Origin of the sequence: Roseovarius sp. A-2 (genome assembly GCF_002072155.1) — a bacterium.
Lineage (GTDB): Bacteria > Pseudomonadota > Alphaproteobacteria > Rhodobacterales > Rhodobacteraceae > Roseovarius.
The window spans coordinates 67,347-87,582 of record NZ_BDIY01000004.1; the positions used below are offsets into that span (position 1 = coordinate 67,347).

General features: G+C 64.4%; 23 protein-coding genes. 7 read left to right on the forward strand and 16 right to left on the reverse strand.

The window, feature by feature from the left end:
- Positions 1-80: 80 nt before the first annotated feature.
- Complete coding sequence (gene cobT, locus BHD06_RS07565) at positions 81-1,094, reverse strand: nicotinate-nucleotide--dimethylbenzimidazole phosphoribosyltransferase (RefSeq protein ID WP_080456390.1); 1,014 nt, start codon at positions 1,092-1,094, stop codon at positions 81-83.
- A gap of 78 nt (positions 1,095-1,172) precedes the next feature.
- On the opposite strand from cobT, the gene BHD06_RS07570 reads away from it, so the two are divergent.
- Positions 1,173-1,931: an adenosylcobinamide-GDP ribazoletransferase gene (locus tag BHD06_RS07570; RefSeq protein ID WP_080456391.1), complete on the forward strand. Its 759-nt coding sequence runs from the start codon at positions 1,173-1,175 to the stop codon at positions 1,929-1,931.
- A 345-nt stretch (positions 1,932-2,276) separates the two neighbouring features.
- On the opposite strand, the gene BHD06_RS07575 is transcribed toward BHD06_RS07570, so the two are convergent.
- The 5 genes from BHD06_RS07575 to BHD06_RS07595 form a co-directional block, all read right to left on the reverse strand.
- Entirely contained in the window at positions 2,277-2,786 is a 510-nt protein-coding gene (locus BHD06_RS07575; protein WP_080456392.1) for a CarD family transcriptional regulator, read from the reverse strand.
- Between the two features lie 296 nt (positions 2,787-3,082).
- Entirely contained in the window at positions 3,083-3,421 is a 339-nt protein-coding gene (gene fdxA / locus BHD06_RS07580) for a ferredoxin FdxA (protein WP_080456393.1), read from the reverse strand.
- Between the two features lie 52 nt (positions 3,422-3,473).
- Positions 3,474-3,854: an RNA-binding S4 domain-containing protein gene (locus BHD06_RS07585; protein ID WP_080456529.1), complete on the reverse strand. Its 381-nt coding sequence runs from the start codon at positions 3,852-3,854 to the stop codon at positions 3,474-3,476.
- 2 nt (positions 3,855-3,856) lie between these two features.
- Positions 3,857-6,700: a helicase-related protein gene (locus BHD06_RS07590; protein WP_080456394.1), complete on the reverse strand. Its 2,844-nt coding sequence runs from the start codon at positions 6,698-6,700 to the stop codon at positions 3,857-3,859.
- A 20-nt stretch (positions 6,701-6,720) separates the two neighbouring features.
- Positions 6,721-7,281 carry a tetratricopeptide repeat protein gene (locus tag BHD06_RS07595; protein ID WP_080456395.1) on the reverse strand — a complete coding sequence of 187 codons (561 nt, stop codon included), beginning with the start codon at positions 7,279-7,281 and terminating at the stop codon, positions 6,721-6,723.
- Between the two features lie 71 nt (positions 7,282-7,352).
- Between BHD06_RS07595 and BHD06_RS07600 the strand changes: the two genes are divergently transcribed.
- Positions 7,353-7,643: an SCP2 sterol-binding domain-containing protein gene (locus BHD06_RS07600; protein WP_080456396.1), complete on the forward strand. Its 291-nt coding sequence runs from the start codon at positions 7,353-7,355 to the stop codon at positions 7,641-7,643.
- Complete coding sequence (locus tag BHD06_RS07605; protein ID WP_080456397.1) at positions 7,643-8,617, forward strand: alpha/beta fold hydrolase; 975 nt, start codon at positions 7,643-7,645, stop codon at positions 8,615-8,617. The genes BHD06_RS07600 and BHD06_RS07605 overlap by 1 nt, the downstream gene beginning before the upstream one ends.
- A 57-nt stretch (positions 8,618-8,674) precedes the next feature.
- On the opposite strand, the gene BHD06_RS07610 is transcribed toward BHD06_RS07605, so the two are convergent.
- The 6 genes from BHD06_RS07610 to BHD06_RS07635 form a co-directional block, all read right to left on the reverse strand.
- On the reverse strand, positions 8,675-9,478 hold the full coding sequence (locus tag BHD06_RS07610) for a DUF1217 domain-containing protein (RefSeq protein ID WP_080456398.1): 804 nt from the start codon (positions 9,476-9,478) through the stop codon (positions 8,675-8,677).
- Positions 9,475-9,882, reverse strand: coding sequence for a flagellar biosynthesis repressor FlbT (gene flbT / locus BHD06_RS07615; RefSeq protein WP_080456399.1), 408 nt, complete (start codon positions 9,880-9,882; stop codon positions 9,475-9,477). Before flbT ends, BHD06_RS07610 begins: the two co-directional genes overlap by 4 nt.
- Positions 9,879-10,253 (reverse strand): flagellar biosynthesis regulator FlaF, encoded by a 375-nt coding sequence (gene flaF / locus BHD06_RS07620; RefSeq protein WP_080456400.1) that lies wholly within the window; start codon positions 10,251-10,253, stop codon positions 9,879-9,881. Before flaF ends, flbT begins: the two co-directional genes overlap by 4 nt.
- 77 nt (positions 10,254-10,330) lie before the next feature.
- Positions 10,331-11,179 (reverse strand): flagellin, encoded by an 849-nt coding sequence (locus tag BHD06_RS07625; RefSeq protein ID WP_080456401.1) that lies wholly within the window; start codon positions 11,177-11,179, stop codon positions 10,331-10,333.
- Between the two features lie 207 nt (positions 11,180-11,386).
- Positions 11,387-11,740, reverse strand: a complete 354-nt coding sequence (locus BHD06_RS07630) for a hypothetical protein (RefSeq protein WP_080456402.1) — start codon at positions 11,738-11,740, stop codon at positions 11,387-11,389.
- Positions 11,733-12,020, reverse strand: a complete 288-nt coding sequence (locus BHD06_RS07635; RefSeq protein ID WP_376764844.1) for a rod-binding protein — start codon at positions 12,018-12,020, stop codon at positions 11,733-11,735. Before BHD06_RS07635 ends, BHD06_RS07630 begins: the two co-directional genes overlap by 8 nt.
- 851 nt (positions 12,021-12,871) lie before the next feature.
- Between BHD06_RS07635 and BHD06_RS23680 the strand changes: the two genes are divergently transcribed.
- Both BHD06_RS23680 and BHD06_RS07645 read left to right on the forward strand, forming a co-directional pair.
- The gene (locus tag BHD06_RS23680) at positions 12,872-13,549 is read left to right on the forward strand and encodes a flagellar hook-length control protein FliK (protein WP_176214309.1); all 678 of its coding nucleotides are present in this window, start codon (positions 12,872-12,874) and stop codon (positions 13,547-13,549) included.
- Positions 13,550-13,561: 12 nt separating this feature from the next.
- On the forward strand, positions 13,562-14,248 hold the full coding sequence (locus BHD06_RS07645) for a flagellar hook capping FlgD N-terminal domain-containing protein (protein ID WP_080456404.1): 687 nt from the start codon (positions 13,562-13,564) through the stop codon (positions 14,246-14,248).
- A gap of 21 nt (positions 14,249-14,269) precedes the next feature.
- Here BHD06_RS07645 and ubiB read toward each other — a convergent pair whose 3' ends face one another.
- Both ubiB and ubiE read right to left on the reverse strand, forming a co-directional pair.
- On the reverse strand, positions 14,270-15,802 hold the full coding sequence (gene ubiB / locus BHD06_RS07650; RefSeq protein WP_080456405.1) for a 2-polyprenylphenol 6-hydroxylase: 1,533 nt from the start codon (positions 15,800-15,802) through the stop codon (positions 14,270-14,272).
- Between the two features lie 3 nt (positions 15,803-15,805).
- Entirely contained in the window at positions 15,806-16,549 is a 744-nt protein-coding gene (gene ubiE, locus BHD06_RS07655; protein WP_080456406.1) for a bifunctional demethylmenaquinone methyltransferase/2-methoxy-6-polyprenyl-1,4-benzoquinol methylase UbiE, read from the reverse strand.
- Positions 16,550-16,635: 86 nt separating this feature from the next.
- Between ubiE and mutM the strand changes: the two genes are divergently transcribed.
- A complete protein-coding gene (gene mutM, locus BHD06_RS07660; RefSeq protein ID WP_080456407.1) occupies positions 16,636-17,487 on the forward strand; it encodes a bifunctional DNA-formamidopyrimidine glycosylase/DNA-(apurinic or apyrimidinic site) lyase in 852 nt (283 codons plus the stop codon).
- Positions 17,488-17,550: 63 nt separating this feature from the next.
- Positions 17,551-18,327, forward strand: coding sequence for an enoyl-CoA hydratase (locus tag BHD06_RS07665; protein ID WP_080456531.1), 777 nt, complete (start codon positions 17,551-17,553; stop codon positions 18,325-18,327).
- A gap of 263 nt (positions 18,328-18,590) precedes the next feature.
- Here the strand turns inward: BHD06_RS07665 and BHD06_RS07670 are convergent, their stop codons facing one another.
- Positions 18,591-19,577, reverse strand: coding sequence for an adenosine kinase (locus BHD06_RS07670; RefSeq protein ID WP_080456408.1), 987 nt, complete (start codon positions 19,575-19,577; stop codon positions 18,591-18,593).
- Positions 19,574-20,218, reverse strand: coding sequence for an endonuclease III (gene nth / locus BHD06_RS07675; protein ID WP_080456409.1), 645 nt, complete (start codon positions 20,216-20,218; stop codon positions 19,574-19,576). Before nth ends, BHD06_RS07670 begins: the two co-directional genes overlap by 4 nt.
- Between the last annotated feature and the right edge of the window lie 18 nt (positions 20,219-20,236).

Sequence of the window (20,236 nt, forward strand, 5' to 3'; positions counted from 1 at the left end):
GCACGCTCCGGTTTAATCTGACGGTTTTGATCAGTATTCCGGTGCGGCGGAAGGGTCAAGCCAAGCCCCGTCATGCACCATCATCCGCCTGCCACCCCCGCCTCGGCAAACGTCGCCATCCCTGAATGACAGGCCAGCGCCGACTGTACGACGCCCATGGCCAGGACCCCGCCCGAGCCCTCGCCAAGGCGCAGGCCAAGCGACAGCAGCGGGTCCTTGCCCAACCGCTCAAGCAGTCGCGCATGGCCCGGCTCGGCGCTGACATGGCCCGCGAGCGTGTGATCGAGCGCGCCGGGCTGTACCACCTCCAGGCACGCCGCGGCGGCGGTGCAGATGAACCCGTCGAGCAGCACCGGCACCCGCATCATCCGGGCGCGCAGGATCGCCCCTGCCATCGCCGCCAGTTCGCGCCCGCCAAGGCAGCGCAACACCTCCAGACCGCCCGTCGCGCCTTTATTCACCTCGACCGCGCGCGCCACCACTTGCGTCTTGCGATCCAACCCCGCCGCATCCACGCCGGTGCCGCGCCCGGTCCAGTCACCCGCCCCACCGCCGAAGAGGGCCAACGCGATGGCCGCCGCACTCGTGGTGTTGCCGATGCCCATTTCGCCCACGACCAGCAGGTCGGTCTCGGGGGCGACCGCGTCCCATCCCGCACGCAGGGCGGCGATCACCTCGGCTTCGGACATGGCCGGGCCGGTGCTGATATCCGCCGTCGGCCGGTCGAGATCGAGCGCGTGCACATCCATCCGCGCCCCCGCCACCCGGGCCAGTTGGTTGACCGCCGCACCGCCCGCCTCAAAATTGGCGACCATCTGCGCCGTGACCTCGGCCGGAAAGGCCGAGACGCCCTGCGCCACTACCCCGTGATTGCCCGCGAAGACGATGACCTGCGGCGCGCTCACCCTTGCGCGCGCCTCACCGCGCCAGCCGCAATACCACAGCGCCAGTTCCTCCAACCGGCCAAGCGCGCCCGGCGGCTTGGTCAGCTGCGCGTCGCGCGCGCGGGCTGCGTCACCTGCGGCGGCATCGGGCGCGGGCAGATCGCGCAGCAACGCGGCCAGATCGGCAAGGGTGGAAAAACCGGCGTGCATGGCGTGCCTCGTTGCATAGGGACCTGCCCTTGATGTATCGCGTGAAGGGTCCCGGCCACAGCCCCAAAAGGCCCCCGCATGGCAGAAAACGACACCACCCTGATCCGCGCCCGCGATATCCCCCTCGCGCTCTCGCTCCTCAGCCGCCTGCCGGTGCGCTGCACATCTTTCGCGCGCGGCGCGCGTGCGGCCTGGGCCTATCCGCTGGCCGGGCTGGTCGTGGGCGGTCTGGCGGCGTTGGGCGGGCTGGTTGCACTATGGTGCGGGCTGCCTGCCCCTCTGGCGGCACTTGTGGTCCTGACCCTCGGGATCGTCAGCACCGGCGCGATGCACGAAGACGGGCTCGCCGACAGCGCCGACGGGCTTTGGGGGGGCTGGACGCAGCAAAGGCGGCTGGAGATCATGCGCGACAGCCATATCGGCAGCTACGGCGTGATCGCCCTCTGCCTGTCACTGGCCGCACGGGGGGGCGTGCTATGGCTGCTCTTCGCACAGTCCGCGGCGGCGGGCGTTGCTGGCGTGCTGGTCGCCGCAACCCTGTCACGCGCGGCGATGGCCGGGCTGATGGCCGCCCTGCCCCATGCCCGCCGCGACGGCCTGTCTCACAGCCAGGGCCGCCCGCCGATGGCGGCGGTCCTGCTTGGTCTGGGCCTGTCAATCGGGGTCGCACTGATTCTCGCTGGCGGGGCCGGGCTCTGGGCGGCGCTCTGGGCCGGGCTCGGCACGGTCGCGGTGGCGGCCCTCGCCCAAGCCAGGATCGGTGGGCAGACCGGAGATATTCTGGGCGCGACGCAACAGATGGTTGAGATCGTGGTGCTGGTCAGCCTGCTGGCGTGATATGTGGTGAACTTGGGTGGATTTGGCCTGTTGCTGCCGTCACCATTTCAGGGACTAGCCGCGCAGCGCCCGACCGCGGGTGGGCGCTGCAATCTCAGTTGGGTACGCTTTATGGCAGCCAAATACTACTACGGCTACGCGGGCTTGTGACGTTGCGAAAGCGCCCGCCCGGGGGAGGGCGGTCGGGCGCTGCACGGCGGCGCGTTCCGCGCCTTGATTCCGCGCATTGGGGTTGGCCTTCAATGGCAACGACAGACCATCTGCTCCCCCTCGCTCAACCTCACTATACCCCACGAAAAAGACCGCGCCCCGAAGGCGCGGCCCAATACTCATCGGCAAGCCAGCTTACGCCGCGCGCGACACCAGAACCTCGTCAACCTGCTTGGCGGCCAGCACCTCGTCGCCACCGGAGACGGCGGCAACCTCACGGGTCAGACGCTCGAGCGCCGCCTCGTAAAGCTGACGCTCGGAATAGCTCTGCTCGCGCTGATCATCGCTGCGATGCAGGTCGCGCACGACCTCGGCGATGGCGATCAGATCGCCCGAGTTGATCTTTTGCTCGTATTCCTGCGCGCGGCGCGACCACATCGCGCGCTTGACCTTGGCCTTGCCCCTAAGCGTGGTCATCGCCTTGGAGATCACGTCGGGGCTGGACAGGCTGCGCATCCCGATTTCCGTAGCCTTATTGGTCGGCACCCGCAGGGTCATCTTGTCCTTCTCGAAGGAGATCACGAACAGCTCCAGGGTGATCCCGGCGATTTCCTGCTCTTCGATGGACACGATCTGACCCACGCCATGGGCGGGGTACACGACATAATCGTCAGGGCGGAATTCGGATTTCTTGGATTTCGACATTCGGTTCATTTCCTAGCAAGGGGGCCCGTCCAGGCGACGCAGACAACCACATGCCTCGGGCCAATTGCAGACCGGGGATATGTGGGGCTGTCACAAGGAAATCCACCCCAAGCAGCACGGTGGGTGAATATATGTCAGGCATCTCTCATTGTTTGTGAAGGAAATGTATCACAAAAACGAGCCCTGTGAAAGGCCATGCATCACAGGGGAGGTAAACCCATCGTGAAAACAATGGGTTCTGCGGTATTCTCAGCCCGCGCGGCGCCGTGTGGACGCCCAGGCCGCGCGAATCGGTCTCAGCCGCCCTCGCCGGGGGCCTCGGAAAAATACTTCTCCAGCTTGCCGGTCTCGCCGTCGCGTTCCTCGGCCTCGGGCAGCGGATCCTTCTTGGTGATGATGACCGGCCACATCTCGGAATACTTGCGGTTGAACTCCACCCACTTCTCCATCTCCGGCTCGGTGTCCGGGCGGATCGCATCGGCGGGGCATTCCGGCTCGCAGACCCCGCAGTCGATGCACTCATCGGGGTGGATGACCAGCATGTTCTCGCCTTCGTAAAAGCAATCCACCGGGCAGACCTCGACGCAGTCGGTGTACTTGCAGGCGATGCACTTGTCGTTGACGATATAGGTCATGGCCGTCTCTCATTTCTGCCGGATTGCGCTTCACCTAATCCAGTGAACCGGATCAATCAAGCGTCCCCGGCCCATTGAGATCGAGTTTGCGGCGGTCGCGCTTGGTCGGGCGTCCTTTTCCCTCGTATTTCGGCGCGGGCGGAACATTGTCCTGCGGCTTGGGCTCGGTCAGATCATCATAGAGGGTTTGCGCCTCGGGGGCCGGGCCGCGCCGCGTGCCGGGGGCCAGAATGCGCACCACCCGCACCGCATCGCCCTGGACGAAGGTCAGCACATCCTCGGGCCCCACCGCCTGCGCCGGTTTCGACACCCGATTGCCGTTGACCCGTACATGCCCGCCCGACACCTGCTTTGACGCCAGCGAGCGCGTCTTGAAGAACCGCGCCTGCCAGAGCCATTTATCGAGGCGGATGCGTGACGCGCCCCCGGTCAAAATCAACCTTTGGTTTTCAGCCCCATCAGGGCCGCCGCAAAGGGATTGTCAGGGTCGATGCGGTCCTTTTTCTCGGGTTTGGCCGAGAAATTCCTCGGGCTTTCCTCGCGCGGCTTGCCCTTGGGGCCACCCTTGCCTTTGGGTTTGCCCTGCGCCTTGCCTTGCGGCTTGCCACGCCCGCCCTGTGCGGGGCGGTTGCCGCGCGGCGCTCGCGGGGCCCAGGTGAAGGTATAATAGACCTCGATCTCCGGCTCGGCCGTCTCGGGCGTCTCGCCGGGGATCACTTCCTCTTCCGGGGTTTCGGGAATGTCGGCGGTGACTTCCGCCTCGGGCTGCGGTTCGGCGGCAATCGGGGCCTCCCCCTCGTCGACGATGGCCTCGACAGCATCCTCCGCGGTCTCGACCGGGGTCTCGTCAGCGGCCAGCGCGGCAGCGGCGGGCGCGTCTGCCACGACCTGATCCACTGGCTTGACCTTCTCGCGCTCAGCCTTCTCGGCCTTGTAGCCCAGGCCCTGCATCAGCGCCGCGAACTGCTCCAGCGTCATGCCGGTGATCGACAGCATGTCCGCCTTGGCCTCGAATCCGGCCCGCGTGTCCTCGCTGCGCAGCATGTCGGCGAGGCGCTCCAGCATGTCGATGCGAATCGCCCGCTCTCCCGCCGCGCGGTAGCCTGCCATGCTGTGATAGCCCTTGGGTGCATCATCGCGCGCGGGCACCGTCACCAGACCCGGCGGCGGGGCCTCGGGGAACTCCTGCAGCCCGTTGCTCAGCGACCACAGCACCAGCCGCAGCCGCGTCGGCGCGGGTTTCAGCAGCGCAGGCATGAACACCGTGAACTGACCGAACCGGATGCCATGCTTGCGCAGCACGCTGCGCGCCTCCTGATCGAGCGCCTTGACCTCTGCCACCACATCGCCGCGCGGGATGATGCCAAGCGCCTCGACCATGCGAAAGCCGAAACCGCGCGCCAGCCCGCTCAGCGTCTCGTCGCGTTGCAGGTTCATCAGCGGCTCGAACAGCGTGGCAATCTTGCGGTCGATGAAATGCTGCAACCGGCGCTGCACCTTCTGCGCCACGTCCGCGCCCGCCTCGTCATCGACAAAGGCGGCAACCTGCGGCTTCAAGGGATCGGAGCCAAGCACCAGCTTGCCCACCGCCTCCTTGCCCCAGAGCAACCCACCCTGTTCGGTAAAGTCGATCTCGGTATCGGGCGCGTTGTAAAAGCGATCCGCCTTGAGATGGAAATGCGGCGCCAGCGCCTGCAGGCTTGCCTGTTGCAAGGTGCGCGCCTCCTTGCCCGCTGCCGCCTTGTCCTGCATGAAGCGGAACCCTTCGAGTCGTCCGACGAATTCGCCTTCGACGCTCACATCACCTTGATCGTTTACCTCGGCCACCATGGCTTCCTTCTGCTTGAGCCGGCGCAAGAGCACGGATGTGCGCCGGTCCACAAATCTCTGCGTCAGACGCTCGTGCAGCGCGTCCGACAGGCGGTCTTCTACCGCGCGTGTCGCGCCGCGCCAATGTTTTTCGTCATCCACCCAGCCCTTGCGCTGTGCGACATAGGTCCATGTGCGGATATAGGCCAGTCGTTTCGACAATGTGTCAATATCGCCATCGATGCGGTCGATCCGCTTGACCTGACGCGCCAGCCAGTCATCGGGCACCCGCCCATAGTGTACCAGGTCACCATAGATCGTCTCCAGGAGCCCGGTATGTTCGGCATGGCTGATGCCGCGAAAATCGGGAATGCGGCAGACATCCCACAACAGCCGCACCGAGGGCGCATCACTGGCGCGCGCCGCCACATCGGGCTGTGCCGCCAGCGTCTTGAGCGCGCCCAGATCGTCGGCCTCGCGGGCTCGGGCCAGCAACTCGTGCTCGGGCTTGGCCTCCAATGAGGCGATCAACGCCTGCGTGCTGCCAAAAGCCAGCCGCGCATTTCGCCATTCCAGCTTGCGAATGGGGGCAAAGCGATGCTCCATAATCGCCTGCGCCAGATCGGGGTCGAGATCAGGCGCCTCGCCGGTCACACCGAATGTGCCGTGGCTCATCCCCCGCCCCGCGCGCCCCGCGATCTGGCCCAGCTCATTGGGTTGCAGATGCCGCATCCGCCGCCCGTCGAATTTCGTAAGCGACGAAAACGCCACATGGTTGATATCGAGGTTGAGCCCCATGCCGATGGCATCGGTCGCCACCAGGTAATCCACATCGCCATTCTGATAGAGCGCGACCTGCGCGTTGCGCGTGCGCGGGGAAAGTGCCCCCATCACCACCGCCGCCCCGCCCTTTTGCCGTCGCAGCAACTCGGCCATCGCATAGACGTTTTCCACCGAAAACCCGACAATCGCGCTGCGCGCGGGCATTTTCGAGATTTTCTTCGGCCCCGAATAACTCAGCTGCGACATCCGCTCGCGGCTCAGGAATTCCACCCCCGGCACCAGGTTGGCAATGACGCTGCGCATCGTGTGGCTGCCCAGAAACTGCGTCTCGCGCAGACCCCGCATGCGCAACAGCCGGTCGGTAAAGACATGCCCGCGCTCAGGATCGGCACAAAGCTGGATCTCGTCCACGGCAACAAAATCGGTCCCCATCCCGTCGGGCATCGCCTCGACCGTGCAGACCCAGTATTGCGCGCGCTCCGGCACGATGCGCTCTTCACCCGTCACCAATGCCACCACGGACGGGCCGCGCACCGCCACGATCCGGTCATAGACCTCGCGCGCCAGCAGGCGCAGCGGCAGGCCAATCACCCCCGTGCGATAGCCCAGCATCCGCTCGATGGCGAAATGGGTCTTGCCGGTATTGGTGGGGCCCAGAACCGCAAGGGTTCTCGACTGCTCGGACATGGCCCGCGTTCCTTATGCCGTCAGAGTTCCGCGCCACCCAGTTCGCGGACAACACGCTCTTTGGCCTTGGTTACGTCCTCATGGTGGGGATGTATAGCCAGCGCGCGCGAAAACGCGTCATGCGCCAGATCGGGATGCCCGGTCTCGTCAAGCAGCACGCCCAGACCGTAGATCACGTTGAAATGGCGCGGTTCCAGCGCAAGCGCCCGCTCGATATCGGCCAGCGCCAGCCCGTATCGGTCCTGTTTGAAAAACGCGACCGAGCGCAGATGCCAGCCTTGGGCAAAGTCCGGCGCATGATCAATCAAAGCGCTCAAATGCTCGACCGCGGCCCCCAGATCACCGGCCTCGATCGCATCTTCACCCCGACGCAACAACAGATCCATCGCGGGCGAGCCGGATTTCGACCATTCCAACTCGACGTCGGCAGCGATCTTGCGCGCTTCTGCCGGTTCGGCCTTGGAAAGGTCCGACAGCAGCGCATCAAGCCGCGTGTCCTGCGCCACGGCGGGTAAGGAAAACGTGACTACCGTCACACATGCCGCGACGATACGGTTGAGATTGGTAATTACTGCGCCCATAACAGGAGTGAGTTTAGCGCATAATGCCGGGATTCAAAGCCCCGACATCGTAATTGTGAAAGGAAGCGCAGATGAGCGACGTGATCAATGCGGCTGTAAAGGCCCTCAACGAAAAGATGGGCGAGGACGGCTTTGACGGCATCGCAAAATTCGTGATCGAAGGAGAGGGCAGCATCGTCATGGACAAGGACGGCGCGCGCGCCACCGATGATGACGCCGACGTCACACTCACCGCCGATGCCGATACCTTCGAATCGATTCTCTCCGGCGATCTCGACCCGACAGCGGCATTCATGTCGGGCCGTCTCAGCGTCGATGGCGACATGGGACTGGCGATGAAGCTGGGCAGCGTTCTCGCCTGATGGATACGGCACCGTTCTTTGCAGATGTGGCCGAAGGGCCCGGGGACGGTGCCGCTTGGTGGATCAGGGCGGACGATAACGTGCGCCTGCGCGTCGGCCTCTGGAACCGCGCGGCCCCCCGGGGCACGGTCCTGCTCTGGCCCGGGCGCACCGAATATATCGAGAAATACGGCCGTGCCGCGACGCGGTTCGCCGCGGGTGGATATGCCACTTTCGCCATCGACTGGCGCGGTCAGGGGTTGGCCGACCGCCTGTTGGGCGATGCCATGTCCGGCCATGTGCATCAGTTCATCGACTACCAGCACGATGTCGCCGCGATGATGCGGGCCGCCGAACGGCTAGACCTGCCGCGCCCGTGGCACCTGCTGGCGCATTCGATGGGCGGCTGTATCGGGCTGCGCGCGGTGATGCAGGGGCTCGACGTCGCCAGCGTCGCCTTTTCGGGGCCGATGTGGGGGATCAGGATGGCCGACGCGCTGCGACCGGTGGCGTGGTCGCTGTCCTGGGGCAGCCGTCAGGTCGGGCTGAGCCATCGCTACGCCCCCGGCACCGCGCCCGAGCATTACGTGCTGAGCGAGCCGTTCGCGACCAACAAGCTGACAAATGACGCGGGTATGTGGGCCTATATGGAGCAGCAGATCAGGGCGCATCCGGAACTTGGCTTGGGCGGGCCGAGCCTGCACTGGCTGTTTGAGGCGCTACGCGAAACCCGGGGTCTCGCACGCCGTCCCTCGCCCGCCCTGCCCTGCCTGACGATTCTTGGCAGCGACGAGGAGATCGTCGATGTGCCGCGGGTGCATGACCGGATGGCGCGATGGCCTGGCGGACGGTTGGAACTCGTGCCTGGCGGTCGCCACGAGACGCTGATGGATACCGAGGACACGCAGGCGCATCTTTTCGGTCTGCTGTGCGATTTCTACGGCAGCGCAGCGGCAAACCCGGATAGCGAGTGCCGCATCGCCGACCTCTTCTGACGTTTCAGCTCCGCTCAGTGATCCGCACCGTTTCGGCCATCGCAGGGCGTCCCTGCCTCAGAACGCCCGAGGTGCCGATTGCAGCAAGGTGAGCGCAATCGTCTGTGACGACAGTGCGGTAATCTCCGAGAGCTGATCGCGAATCAGGAACCGCCGGACGACATCCTCCTGCAAGGTTTTGTCGCTCAGATCCGAGAGACTGGCAATATTGAGTTGGCGATCGGCGCGCGAGCGTATCTCGGTCAATTGCCGGTCGAGGTCGAGTTGAGCAAAACTCTCAGGTAGCCCGAGGGCGGCCTCAAACACACGGCGCAAGGGCGGATCCCCGAGGATCCGCAACCAGCGGGTATTCTCAGAGGCATCATCTGCGGCAATCTCGTCAAAGCTGCGCTGCGCGTTGAGTGCGAGGCGAAATCCCTCATCCTGATCGCCCACCGCGACCTCGAACGCCTGTCGACGAAATTGCGTGGTGATCGTCGCCCCGAAGCCCGGATCTTGCGTGGCCGGCACCGGGCGATCGGCAAACCCGAAGGCATCGGCCAGTTTCTTGTAACGGTCGTCGGTCAGGCGATTGGCAAAGGCATCGTCGCGTTCCGTGCCCTCCTCAAGGATCTTGCGGATAAAGGCACGACTGTCGATATCCTCCTGCAACCCGAACGCCCCAAGCGCCACACGCAGCAGACGCCGATCCGAGACCAGGTCTTCGGCAGTCTGAACAGCGCCGATATTCTGTTCGAAATAATCCGTATCCCGGACGATCTCCGGAGACGCGTTGAACAGCTCCGTCTGCCGCTCCAGCGTTCGATTGAGCAGAACCCAGCCGGGCAGGCCGCCAAGCGGCAGGACCGGATCGAAGGTCACTGGCCACGCCCTTGAACAAGCAGGCGGGCCTCGCGCGGCAAGAGCGCGCGCAGCGCCTTGAGACCCTGGTAATACTGGTCCGCCAGGATGGCCTCGGTCGCGCGGGTGAGATGCGCCCGGCTGTCAGGGTCGCGCAGGATCTGGCTCAATTCCTCGATGCGCCGCAGGATCTGAAGGCGCGCGGTATCCGGGTCGCAATCACCCGACAGGACAAGCTGCATGGCATAGCAGACGCGCCGCACCGGGGTCGTCGCCTCCTCGGGATGGATCGCATCGCGCAGCCGCAGGATATTGGCATCCGGGGTCACGATGGCGAGACGCGCGCGCCGATCGCCATTCTCGATCACGGCACCGTTTATGAGCACGCGCTCCTTCGGGCCGAGCTTGAGCACAAGACCGCTCATGCCGTGCCGCCATTACCGTTCAGCCCGCGCATGATCGCAAGGTTGATGTCGATGAGCGGGGCCACGTCCGCCCCGTCGCGCAGCACTCTGCCGCTATGCTGCCGGGTAAACTCGGCCAGCGAGATGATTCGGGCGCGCAATTCGCCGGGCAAGGGATTGGCGCGGTCTGCGGCCTCGGTGGCGAAGACCGTCCAGAGCCGCCGGTTGTCATGCACCGCAGAGGCAAGCGGGCCGATGCCACCGGCCTCCTCGGCCGCGGATTTGAGACGGTGTGTGATGCGCGCAAGCGCATCGTATTCCAGGCCGCGTTCGGTCCGGATGGTCCGGGCCTGGGCGCGGTAGGCGGCCTTTGCCTGCAGGATCGCGTTCACGTCATGTCCTTTCCAGATCTGTCGTATCGGTCAGAGAACCGGAGATCAGGGGCGTCCGGGGGACGCCCCTGACGGGATTAGTTCCCGAACAGCGACAGGATCGCCTGGGGTGCCTGGTTGGCGATCGACAGCGACTGCGTCGCCAGCTGCTGCTGCACCTGAAGCGCCTGCAACCGGGCCGATGTTTCCTCCAGGTCGGCATCGACGAGCGCCCCCACCCCAGAGGTCAGCGAATCGGTGAGCTTGGAGACGAAGGAGCTCTGGCTCTCGAGCCTGCTCGAGGCGGCACCGAGCGCCGCGGCACCATCGACCGCCGTCTGGATGAAGCCTTCGATATCGCCGAGTGCCGTCGCCGCGCTGGCGGTATCCGTGATCTCGGTCAGGTTCGTGGCGAGGTCGAGATTGCTCTCGAAATCCACCGTCGCCACGTCGATGCTGGAGGCGGCGGGCGCGCCGCTACCGACACGGTCGAGCGACGACAGCACGCTCAGCCCAGTCGCGCCATTGCCATCGACATCGGCCGCCAGCAGGTTGGCCCCATTGAACTGGGCCGCCCCGACGATCGATGCAACCTGCGCGGTCCGCTGCGCGATGTCGTTCTGGATCGTTTCGTGATCGACATTCTCGCTTTGCGCCGAGACGATCAGTTCCTTGATGCCGTTGAGTTCCTCGACGATCTGTTCGGCGGCGGAAGAGGCCACCGCAACCGTGGCCTCGCCCAGGGAGAGGCTGTCCGAAATGGCCTTGAAGCCTGAGATATCGGATTCCATGACCTTCGAGATCGCGAAGATGGCCGAATTGTCCTTGGCCGTCGCGATATCCTTGCCGGTCGAAATCGCGTCCTGCGTCTTGGCCAGGTTGGAATTGACCGATTGCAGGGTTTGCAACGCCACCATAGCGCTGTTGTTTGTCAGAATGCTGGACATAGCTTTTCCTTTGACTGCGGCGCTTTACGCCGGTTTCACTGTCCGCCCCAAAGGCGGACGATGGCGGTGTCATTCTGACAGATGCGACCCGAACCTGATTGTGCCGGACGCGCCACCCGTTTCCGGATGCAATGGCAGAATGGCGCGACAAACCCTAAAGGAGTGCTAAGCCCGACACCTAATTCGCGTGGCATTTGAAACAAATCCTCATGCGCGTTTCTCGACATTGCGCACGACGTCGCCGGGGATGGTCTGTTTGCGCCCCTGCCGGTCATAGGTGTGCATCGACTTGCGGATACGGCGAAAACTCGCGATCCGCTGCGCGACAGACCTGATACCCTGCAAGGCCCCGTCAAACAGCACCTGATTGCGACGAACCTTGGCTTGCAGATCCGCGAGGCCCGCATACGGCGCGCCAAGCGCCTCGAACGCCACGATCAGCCGTTCCTTTTCCTCGACACCTGCCGCGATTGCCTTGAGATCGCCCTGCAACAAGGCAGCGCGCTCGGTTTCGAGCAATGCATCGAGCAGCGCGGCAAGCCGGTCCGGATCGTCATTCATCCCGTGTCCTTTCCATCAAGGTCGCGGCGAAGATGTCGGCGAGGCCAATACCGCCTGCGCGCACCATTTCACGCGCGAGCATGTCGCGGCTGAACGAGGCGAATTGCTCCTCGCCGATGCCGCCTCCAAAGCTGTGCTCTTGCGCCCCGAGACCGGCGGATTTGAGCATCTCCGCCAGAAAGCTCGCCTCCAGTTGCTCTGCCGCATCGCGAACCGTCACGCCGGGATGTGCCGCCGGGGGCCGGGTTGCGACCGGGACTATGGGTAAAAAATCTGTCACCGGATTACCTCCAATTTCTCGAACTCACCCGCATCAAACAGCAATGCGGTAAAGAATCGGTAACCGGCATCTGTCAGTCTGCTCGCACAGAAATCACGAGTCGCAACATGTCCATACACGCGCCAAGTCCGCTGACCGAGGGTCGGCCCTTCACATCGGGTACCGCTCCCGCGGCCGCCAAAGTGCAGCCATCGGCTCTCGCTCAGGCAGAGCGACCAGAGCCAAGCTTCAGTGCGCTTTTTCACGCCGAAGGCCCGAAGCCCGAGGACACTGTCGCCGCACCCGCTCCGCAGGGGCAAGCATTGCCTCCGAAAGAGACGCCCTCTGCAGGCGAGCCGCCTGAATCGTCTCTGCCCCCTTCGGCGAGCAGACATGACACTACGGACAATCCGCACCCCGTGGTCTCGGCGACCGACGACACGGTATCGCATCGGACCCCGCCAGTCATCGCGGCCAGGCAGGCAGCGCCCGGAGATGACAGCCCCGCCCCACCGCCGCCCGGCGCGGCACCCGGAGAGTCCGGCGCGCGGCATGACCAGCATGACGCGGCTGTGCCAGATGTGGCACCCGATCCGGCACCACCAGGTGCGCTACCCGGTGCGCTCGCGTCCGGCTTGCAAGCCCTGCCTTTACAGGCAATCCCCGTCCGGAACGGGAATGCACCCGGTCAAGACGGTCTCGCGCGCCCATCTGGACAAACGGTGTCCGGACCGCAAGGCGACACCTCCCCGGGCCCGCGCGGTGGACCTTCGCCGCCCGCACATATGAAGGATATGGTGAGCGCAGTCCTGCAAGAGACCGGCACACTCAGGGCTGCTCACATGCAGTGGCCAGAACAATCAGGTGGCGCGATGACCGCCCCTGCTTCGGGCCGTGATGACAAGGCCGCACCACATATGCGGGACCACCCGACGGTGCGGAATGGGCTGCCATCATTCGCTTTGCCACAGGCGGCCGCCACCGTCCCGACCGCCCCTGCCGCCGCGCAGATTGCCGGGCTCGTCCTGCAAGAACCGCAAGCAGAACTTGCCGCAAGCGAGCACGAACCAGAGGCTCATCTTGTTTTCGAGACCCGTACGGGCAGCGGCGCGGCACCGCCGCAGCAGGCATCTCACATCGCCCTTCGTGCCGATCTGCCGCAGCAGATCGCGATGCAGGTCGCGGCCGACGCAGGGCGCGCGACCCCCGGGTCGGACCGCCTGATCAACCTCACACTCAGTCCCGAGGAGCTGGGATCGGTGCGTCTGAGCCTGCGGCACACCGACGATGGTCTCTCTGTCGCGATCTTTGCGGAGCGGCCCGAAACGCTCGAGCTTCTGCGTCGCAACATCGACCTGCTCGCACGGGACTTTCTGGATATCGGCTACGAGTCTGCGGAATTCACCTTCGACCAGGAAGACCCCGGCTCCGATGCCAGACAGGACAAGCCCATCGCTGCTCCAGGACTCGGACTGCCCCCCGATGTGGAAAGCCCGCGCCCCACAGCCATCGCGATCCATCTCGGGGATCGCCTCGATATTCGTCTCTAGAAAGGTCTGCACATGGACATTACCGACCTCACACAAGCGACCGGGCAAACCACAGCCACCCGTGCCACAACCGCAGAAGCCACCCAAAGCGGTGGCGCGATCAGTGCAGATTTCGAAACATTCCTCAAGATGCTGACCACGCAGATGCGCAATCAGGATCCCCTGAACCCGGTCGATTCCTCCGATTTCGCGGTGCAGTTGGCAACCTTCTCGACGGTCGAACAACAGGTGCGCACCAATGATCTGCTCACCGGGCTCGGCGCGCAGATGGGCGCGCTCGGACTGGGGCAACTGTCCGGCTGGATCGGGCTGGAGGCGGAGGCAAAGCTACCCGTGGCCTTCGACGGCACCCCCGTGCAACTGACCGCGACGGTCGACCCATTGGCCGACGCAGCCGAACTCGTGGTCACCGATCCGCAGGGGCTGATCGTCCAGCGCCAGGCCATCGCCCCGCAAAGCGGGCGTATCACATGGGACGGACGGGACGTCGCCGGCATCCCCCTGGCACCCGGCACCTACGACATTTCGGTTCAATCCCAGCGGCAGGGCGAAATCATCGCGCGTCACGATGTCCATGTGAACACCCGCATTTCAGAGGCGCGTCAGGAGGGCAATGAGACACGTCTCGTTCTCGACACGGGCCAAACGGTTGCGGCCAGCGATGTACTCGGCCTGCGCACGCCCGAGGCTGCCCCGTGACCGCGCAGTGATCCCGCCCGCTCAGGCCAACGCCATCGCCACGAGAAGCCCCGCCGCTCCGCAGGCCGCACCAAGCCCGGTGAAGGCCAGATAGACCGGCCAGCGCGCGGGCTGGCTCTGTTCCGGTGGGCTCGCCTGGCGGATCAACGCGGCCTCAACCAGCCCGGGAAGGCGCGGCCCGTAGCGCGACAAAACCGCGGCAGTGCGCCCGAAATCGCGCAGCGCGGCGCGTGGGCCGATTGTTTTCCTGATGTAATCCTCGACCACCGGCCGCGCGACCTGCCAGATATTGATCTGCGGATTGAGGCTCCGGGCGACGCCCTCGACCACCACCATCGTGCGTTGCAGCAGGATCAATTCGGTTCGCGTCTCCATCCCGAATCGCTCGGTCACCTCGAAGAGATAGCTGAGCAGGCTGCCCATCGAGATGCGGCTGGCATCCATGCCGAAGATCGGCTCACCCACGGCGCGCAAGGCCCGGGCGAAAGCGTCGACATCACGGTCGGCCGGCACATAGCCCGCCTCGAAATGCACCTCGGCGACGCGGCGGTAATCGCGCTTGATGAAGCCGTAGAGAATCTCGGCATAGACCCGGCGGGTATATTCGTCGATATGGCCCATGATGCCAAAATCATAGGCGATGATATCGCCATTGCCGGCCACCTTGAGATTGCCCTGATGCATGTCGGCGTGGAAATACCCGTCGCGCAGCGCGTGGTTGAGAAAGAGTTGCAGCACCCGCTCGCCCAGTTCGGCCCGGTCATGGCCCGCCGCATCGAGCGCCGCATTGTCGCCGAGCGGCAGACCGTCGGCCCAGCCTATCGTCATCACCCGGCGCGATGACAGATGCCATTGCACGGAGGGCAACTGAAAACCGGCGTCCTCCGAGGTGTTGGCCGAGAACTCGGAGGCCGACGACGCCTCGAGCCGCAGGTCGAGCTCGCCCATCACCACGCCTTCGAAATGCGCAATCACTTCTGTGGGCCGCAGGCGTCGCGCGCCGGGGGCCAGCAATTCCACCATGCGCGCGGCAAAGTAAAACGCGTCGATGTCGCGGCGAAACGCCTTCTCAATCCCGGGGCGCAGCACCTTGATGGCCACCGCCTCGCCCGTGTCGCGCAGCCGTGCCTTGTGCACCTGAGCAATCGAGGCCGCGGCGACGGGCGGGCTGAAATCGTCGAACATCTCTTCGACGAGATGCCCCAGCTCATGGGTGATGCTCGCCTTGGCCACATCTACCGAGAAGGGCGGCAGCTTGTCTTGCAAGACGCGCAATTGCCCGGCCAACTCCTCCCCCACCAGATCGGGGCGGGTGCTGAGAATCTGGCCGAACTTGATATAGGCCGGGCCCAGTGCAGTCAGCGCGCGCGGTGCGGGCGGGGTTGTCTCGTCGCCCTTGTAGCCCAACCACTGAAACGGCCAGGCCAGAAAGCGCATGGTCCCGCGCACCAGCGCCGGGGCCTCGAACGCGTCCATGATCAGACCCATTGCGCCGGTGCGCTCCAACGTGGCACCGGTGCGAATCAGCCGCAGGATATTATGCGGTCCGCGCATCGCTCAGATCTTCCAGCCGGAGTGCAGACAGGCGATGCCCATACTGAGATTGCGATATTTCGCCTGTTCGAACCCGGCCTGTCGCACCATGCCCAGAAACGTCTCCTGATCGGGGAACTTGCGGATCGATTCGACCAAATACTGATAGCTGCCGCGATCATTGGCGATCGCCTGCCCGAGACGCGGAATGATGTTGAAACTGTACAGATCATACACCTTCTGCATCATCTCATTGGGGATCTGGCTGAATTCCAGCACCATCAGCCGTCCACCGGGCCGGAGCACGCGAAACGCCTCGTTCAGCGCCTCTTGCGGGCGGGTCACGTTTCGGATGCCGAAGCTGATCGTATAAACGTCGAAACTGTTAGCCTCGAACGGCAGCGCCATCGCATCGCCCACCACCCAATCGAGGCTCTCGGCCATCTGGTCCGCCTCGGCGCGTTTGCGCCCCTCGACCAGCATCGGCTCGGTCAGGTCGAGCACGGTGGCATGCCCATGTCCGGCCCGCTTGAGAAAGCGAAAGCTGATATCGCCGGTGCCGCCCGCCACATCGAGCAGGCGCTGGCCCGCGCGCGGGGCCAGCCAATCCATCATCGCGTCTTTCCAGATGCGGTGAATGCCCATGCTCATCGCATCGTTCATCACGTCGTATTTGCTGGCCACGCTGCCAAAGACCCCACGCACGCGCCCGGCCTTCTCCGACTCGGGCACATCCTGAAATCCGAAATGGGTGGTTTTCTCGTTCATGGGTCTTGCCGCTCTTGTGACTTGCCCTTCTTATAGGGCGCAAGCGGGGGGTTACAATCCGCCCCTTGCACGCAGCGAGGTGCCAATTGCCCGAATTGCCTGAGGTTGAGACAGTCCGCCGCGGCCTTGCCCCGGTGATGGAAGGGCAGGTGATCGCGCGCGCCGCCGTCAACCGCCCCGACCTGCGCTGGCCCTTTCCGCCCGACATGGTGGCACGGCTGACCGGGCAGCGGGTGCTGATGCTGCGGCGGCGGTCGAAATACATCCTCGCCGATCTCGGCTCGGGTGAGACGCTGCTCATTCACTTGGGCATGTCCGGGCGCATGCTGATCTCGGGCGATCCCCTGGGGCGCTTCGTGCATGCGCACCCCGCGCCGGAAAAGCACGATCACGTGGTGCTCGACATGGAGAGCGGCGCGCGGATCACCTTTAACGACCCGCGCCGCTTTGGCGCAATGGACCTGATGCCGACAGCCACGACAGAGACGCATCCGCTGCTGGCGAAACTGGGGCCGGAGCCCTTGGGCAACGACTTCAACGCGCCCTATCTCGCCGCCATGCTCAGGGGTCGCAACACGCCCGTGAAATCCGCGCTTCTCGATCAGCGGATCGTTGCGGGACTGGGCAATATCTATGTCTGCGAGACGCTCTTTCGGGCACGTATATCGCCGCGCAGGCGCGCCGGGAACATCTCGGGCAAACGCGCGGGCGCGCTGGTGCCGATCGTCCGCGACGTGCTGCGCGATGCGATCACGGCGGGCGGTTCCTCATTGCGGGATTTCCGGCAGGCGGATGGCGAATTGGGCTATTTCCAGCACAGTTTCGACGTCTACGGGCGCGAGGGAGAGGCGTGCCGGACGCAGGGCTGTGACGGTGTGATCGGGCGCGTCGTGCAGTCCGGGCGGTCCAGCTTCTATTGCCCGCGCTGTCAAAGATAGGTTGAACGCGCGGCCAACAGTGGTAATGAATCGGTCTGATGGAAACAAATGAAAGCTGATTTCATGGCCTATGAGACGATCATCGTCGAAATAGAAGACCACGTCGCCCTCATCAAACTCAACCGCCCCGATGCCCTCAACGCGCTCAACGATCAGCTGATGTCAGAGCTGGCGCAGGCGCTTGGCGAGGCGCAGAAGAATGACAAGGTGCGCTGCATCCTGCTCACCGGCTCGGAAAAGGCGTTTGCGGCGGGGGCCGACATCAAGATGATGAGCGGCAAGGGATTCGTCGATGTCTTCCTCGAGGATCTCTTCACCGAGGACAGCGACGCGATCATGCGCGTGCGCAAGCCGATCATCGCGGCCGTGTCAGGCTATGCTCTGGGCGGCGGCTGTGAACTGGCGATGATGTGCGATTTCATCATCTGTTCGGACACCGCCAAATTCGGCCAGCCCGAAATCAATCTCGGGGTCATCGCGGGGCTGGGCGGCACGCAGCGCCTGACCCGTCTGGTGGGCAAGTCCAAGGCGATGGACATGAACCTGACGGGCCGCTTCATGGATGCCGAAGAGGCCGAGCGCGCGGGGCTGGTCAGCCGCGTGGTGCCCGCCAAGAAGCTGATGGAAGAAGCGATGTCGGCGGCGCAGAAGATCGCCGAGAAATCGCAGATTTCGGTGATGGCGGCCAAGGAGGCGGTCAACCGCTCCTATGAGACCACTCTGCGCGAGGGGCTTCTCTTCGAGCGGCGCGTGTTCCACTCGCTCTTCGCCACAGAGGATCAGAAAGAGGGTATGGCCGCCTTCGCCGAAAAGCGCGAGGCACAATTCCGCGACAAGTGAACGTGTCTGCGGCGTGAGGGGCGCTGCCCCTCTTGGCCTGCGGCCAATTCACCCCGGAGTATTCGGACCATAAAGAAACATGAAAATGCGCGCCCGGGTTTGACACACGCAACACCCGGGCGCGGCTTCTTCATGGACGGTCATCGGCTCTCCAGCCTGTACCGCAGGTCGAGATTGCCACGCGATGGTTAACAAACCCTGCTGTGGGTTTCTTTATGGCAAAAATACTCATATGCCGCGCTCTGCCCCGATGTACGATCCTGTTATATGAGCCCTTCGGCAGCAAAGAGCGCCTTCACATCCGCCTCGGGGCGCGCGCCGTAATGGCCGATCACCTCGGCCGCCGCGATGCAGCCCATACGTCCGGCCACGTGCAGCGGTTGCCCGGTGGCAAGGCCGTAGAGTAACCCGGCGGCAAATTGATCGCCCGCGCCGGTCGTGTCCACCGGCTCGACGCGATGTACGGGCACGGTCACCGTCTCTTCGCCGTCGACCAGCACCACGTCATGGCCCGACCGGGTGCAGACGATCAGCCCGCTTTCCTGCGCCGCCTGCTCCAGTGCCTCGCTGAGATCCTCGGTCTCGTAGAGCGCGCACCATTCATGCTCGTTGCCGATCACGTAGTCGAGTTCGCGCAGCAGGCCACGAAAATCGGCACGGTGACGCTCGACGCAAAACGGATCGGACAGCGTAATCCCTGCTTTGCCGCCGCCTGCCCGCGCCGCGCGCGCGGCTGCCTGAAACGCCGCCTTGCCCTTGGGCTTGTCGAAGAGATACCCCTCGAGAAACAAGAGCCCCGCCTGCCCGGCCACATCCGCAGGCACATCGCCCTCATCCAGCTCTGTGGAAATCCCGAGATAGGTATTCATCGACCGCTCGCCATCGGGCGAGACGAAGATCATCGAGCGCGAGGTGGGCAATGCGCCGTCGCCGCGCGGGGCGTTGACGAAATCGGTGCCGACCTCGGCCATGGCCCGCACGTAATAATGACCCAACTCGTCATCGCTCACCCGACCGATGAAGCCGGTGGAGAGGCCAAGCGCCCCCAGCCCCGCGATGGTATTGGCGACCGACCCGCCCGGCATCTGCCACCGGTCGGTCATGTTCTCGTAGAGAAATTCGGCGCGCTCGGTCTCGATCAGTTGCATGACACCCTTGTCAATGCCCATCCGGGCAAGAAAGGCGTCATCGCATTGGCTGATCACATCCACCACGGCATTGCCGATACCGACGGCCTGATATTTTGTCATAGGGTCTTGTCCTCGAATAAGCATAGATCACGAATAAGGCAGGTGCCGCAGGCGGGCTTGCGCGCCTTGCAGGTGTAGCGGCCATGCAGGATCAGCCAGTGATGCGCGTGGCGCTGGAAATCCACCGGGACATTGTCCTCAATGGCGCGTTCGACCGCGTCGACGTTCTTGCCGGGGCAGATGCCACTGCGGTTGCCGACGCGAAAGATATGGGTATCCACGGCCTGCGCCGGGTAGTGCCACCACATGTTGAGCACGACATTGGCGGTCTTGCGCCCCACCCCGGGTAGCGATTGCAGGGCGGCGCGGGAATTGGGCACCTCGCCGCCGTACTCCTCGACGAGGATGCGGCTGAGTTTCATCACGTTCTTGGCCTTGTTGCGGTAGAGGCCGATGGTCTTGATATGCCCGATCAGCCCCGCTTCGCCCAGATCCAGCATCTTCTGCGGCGTGTCGGCAATCTTGAACAACTCCCGCGTGGCCTTGTTCACGCCCACATCGGTCGCCTGCGCCGAAAGCGCCACGGCAACCACCAGCGTGTAGGCGTTGACATGCTCCAACTCGCCCTCGGGTTCGGGCTCCGCGGCCTCGAACCGGGCAAAGATCTCGCGGATCGTGTGATAATCGAGTTGACGCGCCATGCGCGCTTAATGCCGGGA

Coding starts and splice junctions, on each gene's coding strand:
- BHD06_RS07630 (WP_080456402.1), bottom strand. CDS start 11,740: ATGAATGACGATCCGGACCGGCTTGCCGCGCTGCTCGATGCATTGCTC.
- cobT (WP_080456390.1), bottom strand. CDS start 1,094: ATGCACGCCGGTTTTTCCACCCTTGCCGATCTGGCCGCGTTGCTGCGC.
- BHD06_RS07665 (WP_080456531.1), top strand. CDS start 17,551: ATGGCCTATGAGACGATCATCGTCGAAATAGAAGACCACGTCGCCCTC.
- BHD06_RS07590 (WP_080456394.1), bottom strand. CDS start 6,700: ATGTCCGAGCAGTCGAGAACCCTTGCGGTTCTGGGCCCCACCAATACC.
- BHD06_RS07625 (WP_080456401.1), bottom strand. CDS start 11,179: ATGTCCAGCATTCTGACAAACAACAGCGCTATGGTGGCGTTGCAAACC.
- BHD06_RS07600 (WP_080456396.1), top strand. CDS start 7,353: ATGAGCGACGTGATCAATGCGGCTGTAAAGGCCCTCAACGAAAAGATG.
- BHD06_RS07670 (WP_080456408.1), bottom strand. CDS start 19,577: ATGACAAAATATCAGGCCGTCGGTATCGGCAATGCCGTGGTGGATGTG.
- BHD06_RS07645 (WP_080456404.1), top strand. CDS start 13,562: ATGGACATTACCGACCTCACACAAGCGACCGGGCAAACCACAGCCACC.
- ubiB (WP_080456405.1), bottom strand. CDS start 15,802: ATGCGCGGACCGCATAATATCCTGCGGCTGATTCGCACCGGTGCCACG.
- ubiE (WP_080456406.1), bottom strand. CDS start 16,549: ATGAACGAGAAAACCACCCATTTCGGATTTCAGGATGTGCCCGAGTCG.
- BHD06_RS07605 (WP_080456397.1), top strand. CDS start 7,643: ATGGATACGGCACCGTTCTTTGCAGATGTGGCCGAAGGGCCCGGGGAC.
- BHD06_RS07595 (WP_080456395.1), bottom strand. CDS start 7,281: ATGGGCGCAGTAATTACCAATCTCAACCGTATCGTCGCGGCATGTGTG.
- BHD06_RS07575 (WP_080456392.1), bottom strand. CDS start 2,786: ATGTCGAAATCCAAGAAATCCGAATTCCGCCCTGACGATTATGTCGTG.
- flbT (WP_080456399.1), bottom strand. CDS start 9,882: ATGAGCGGTCTTGTGCTCAAGCTCGGCCCGAAGGAGCGCGTGCTCATA.
- fdxA (WP_080456393.1), bottom strand. CDS start 3,421: ATGACCTATATCGTCAACGACAAGTGCATCGCCTGCAAGTACACCGAC.
- BHD06_RS23680 (WP_176214309.1), top strand. CDS start 12,872: ATGACCGCCCCTGCTTCGGGCCGTGATGACAAGGCCGCACCACATATG.
- BHD06_RS07570 (WP_080456391.1), top strand. CDS start 1,173: ATGGCAGAAAACGACACCACCCTGATCCGCGCCCGCGATATCCCCCTC.
- nth (WP_080456409.1), bottom strand. CDS start 20,218: ATGGCGCGTCAACTCGATTATCACACGATCCGCGAGATCTTTGCCCGG.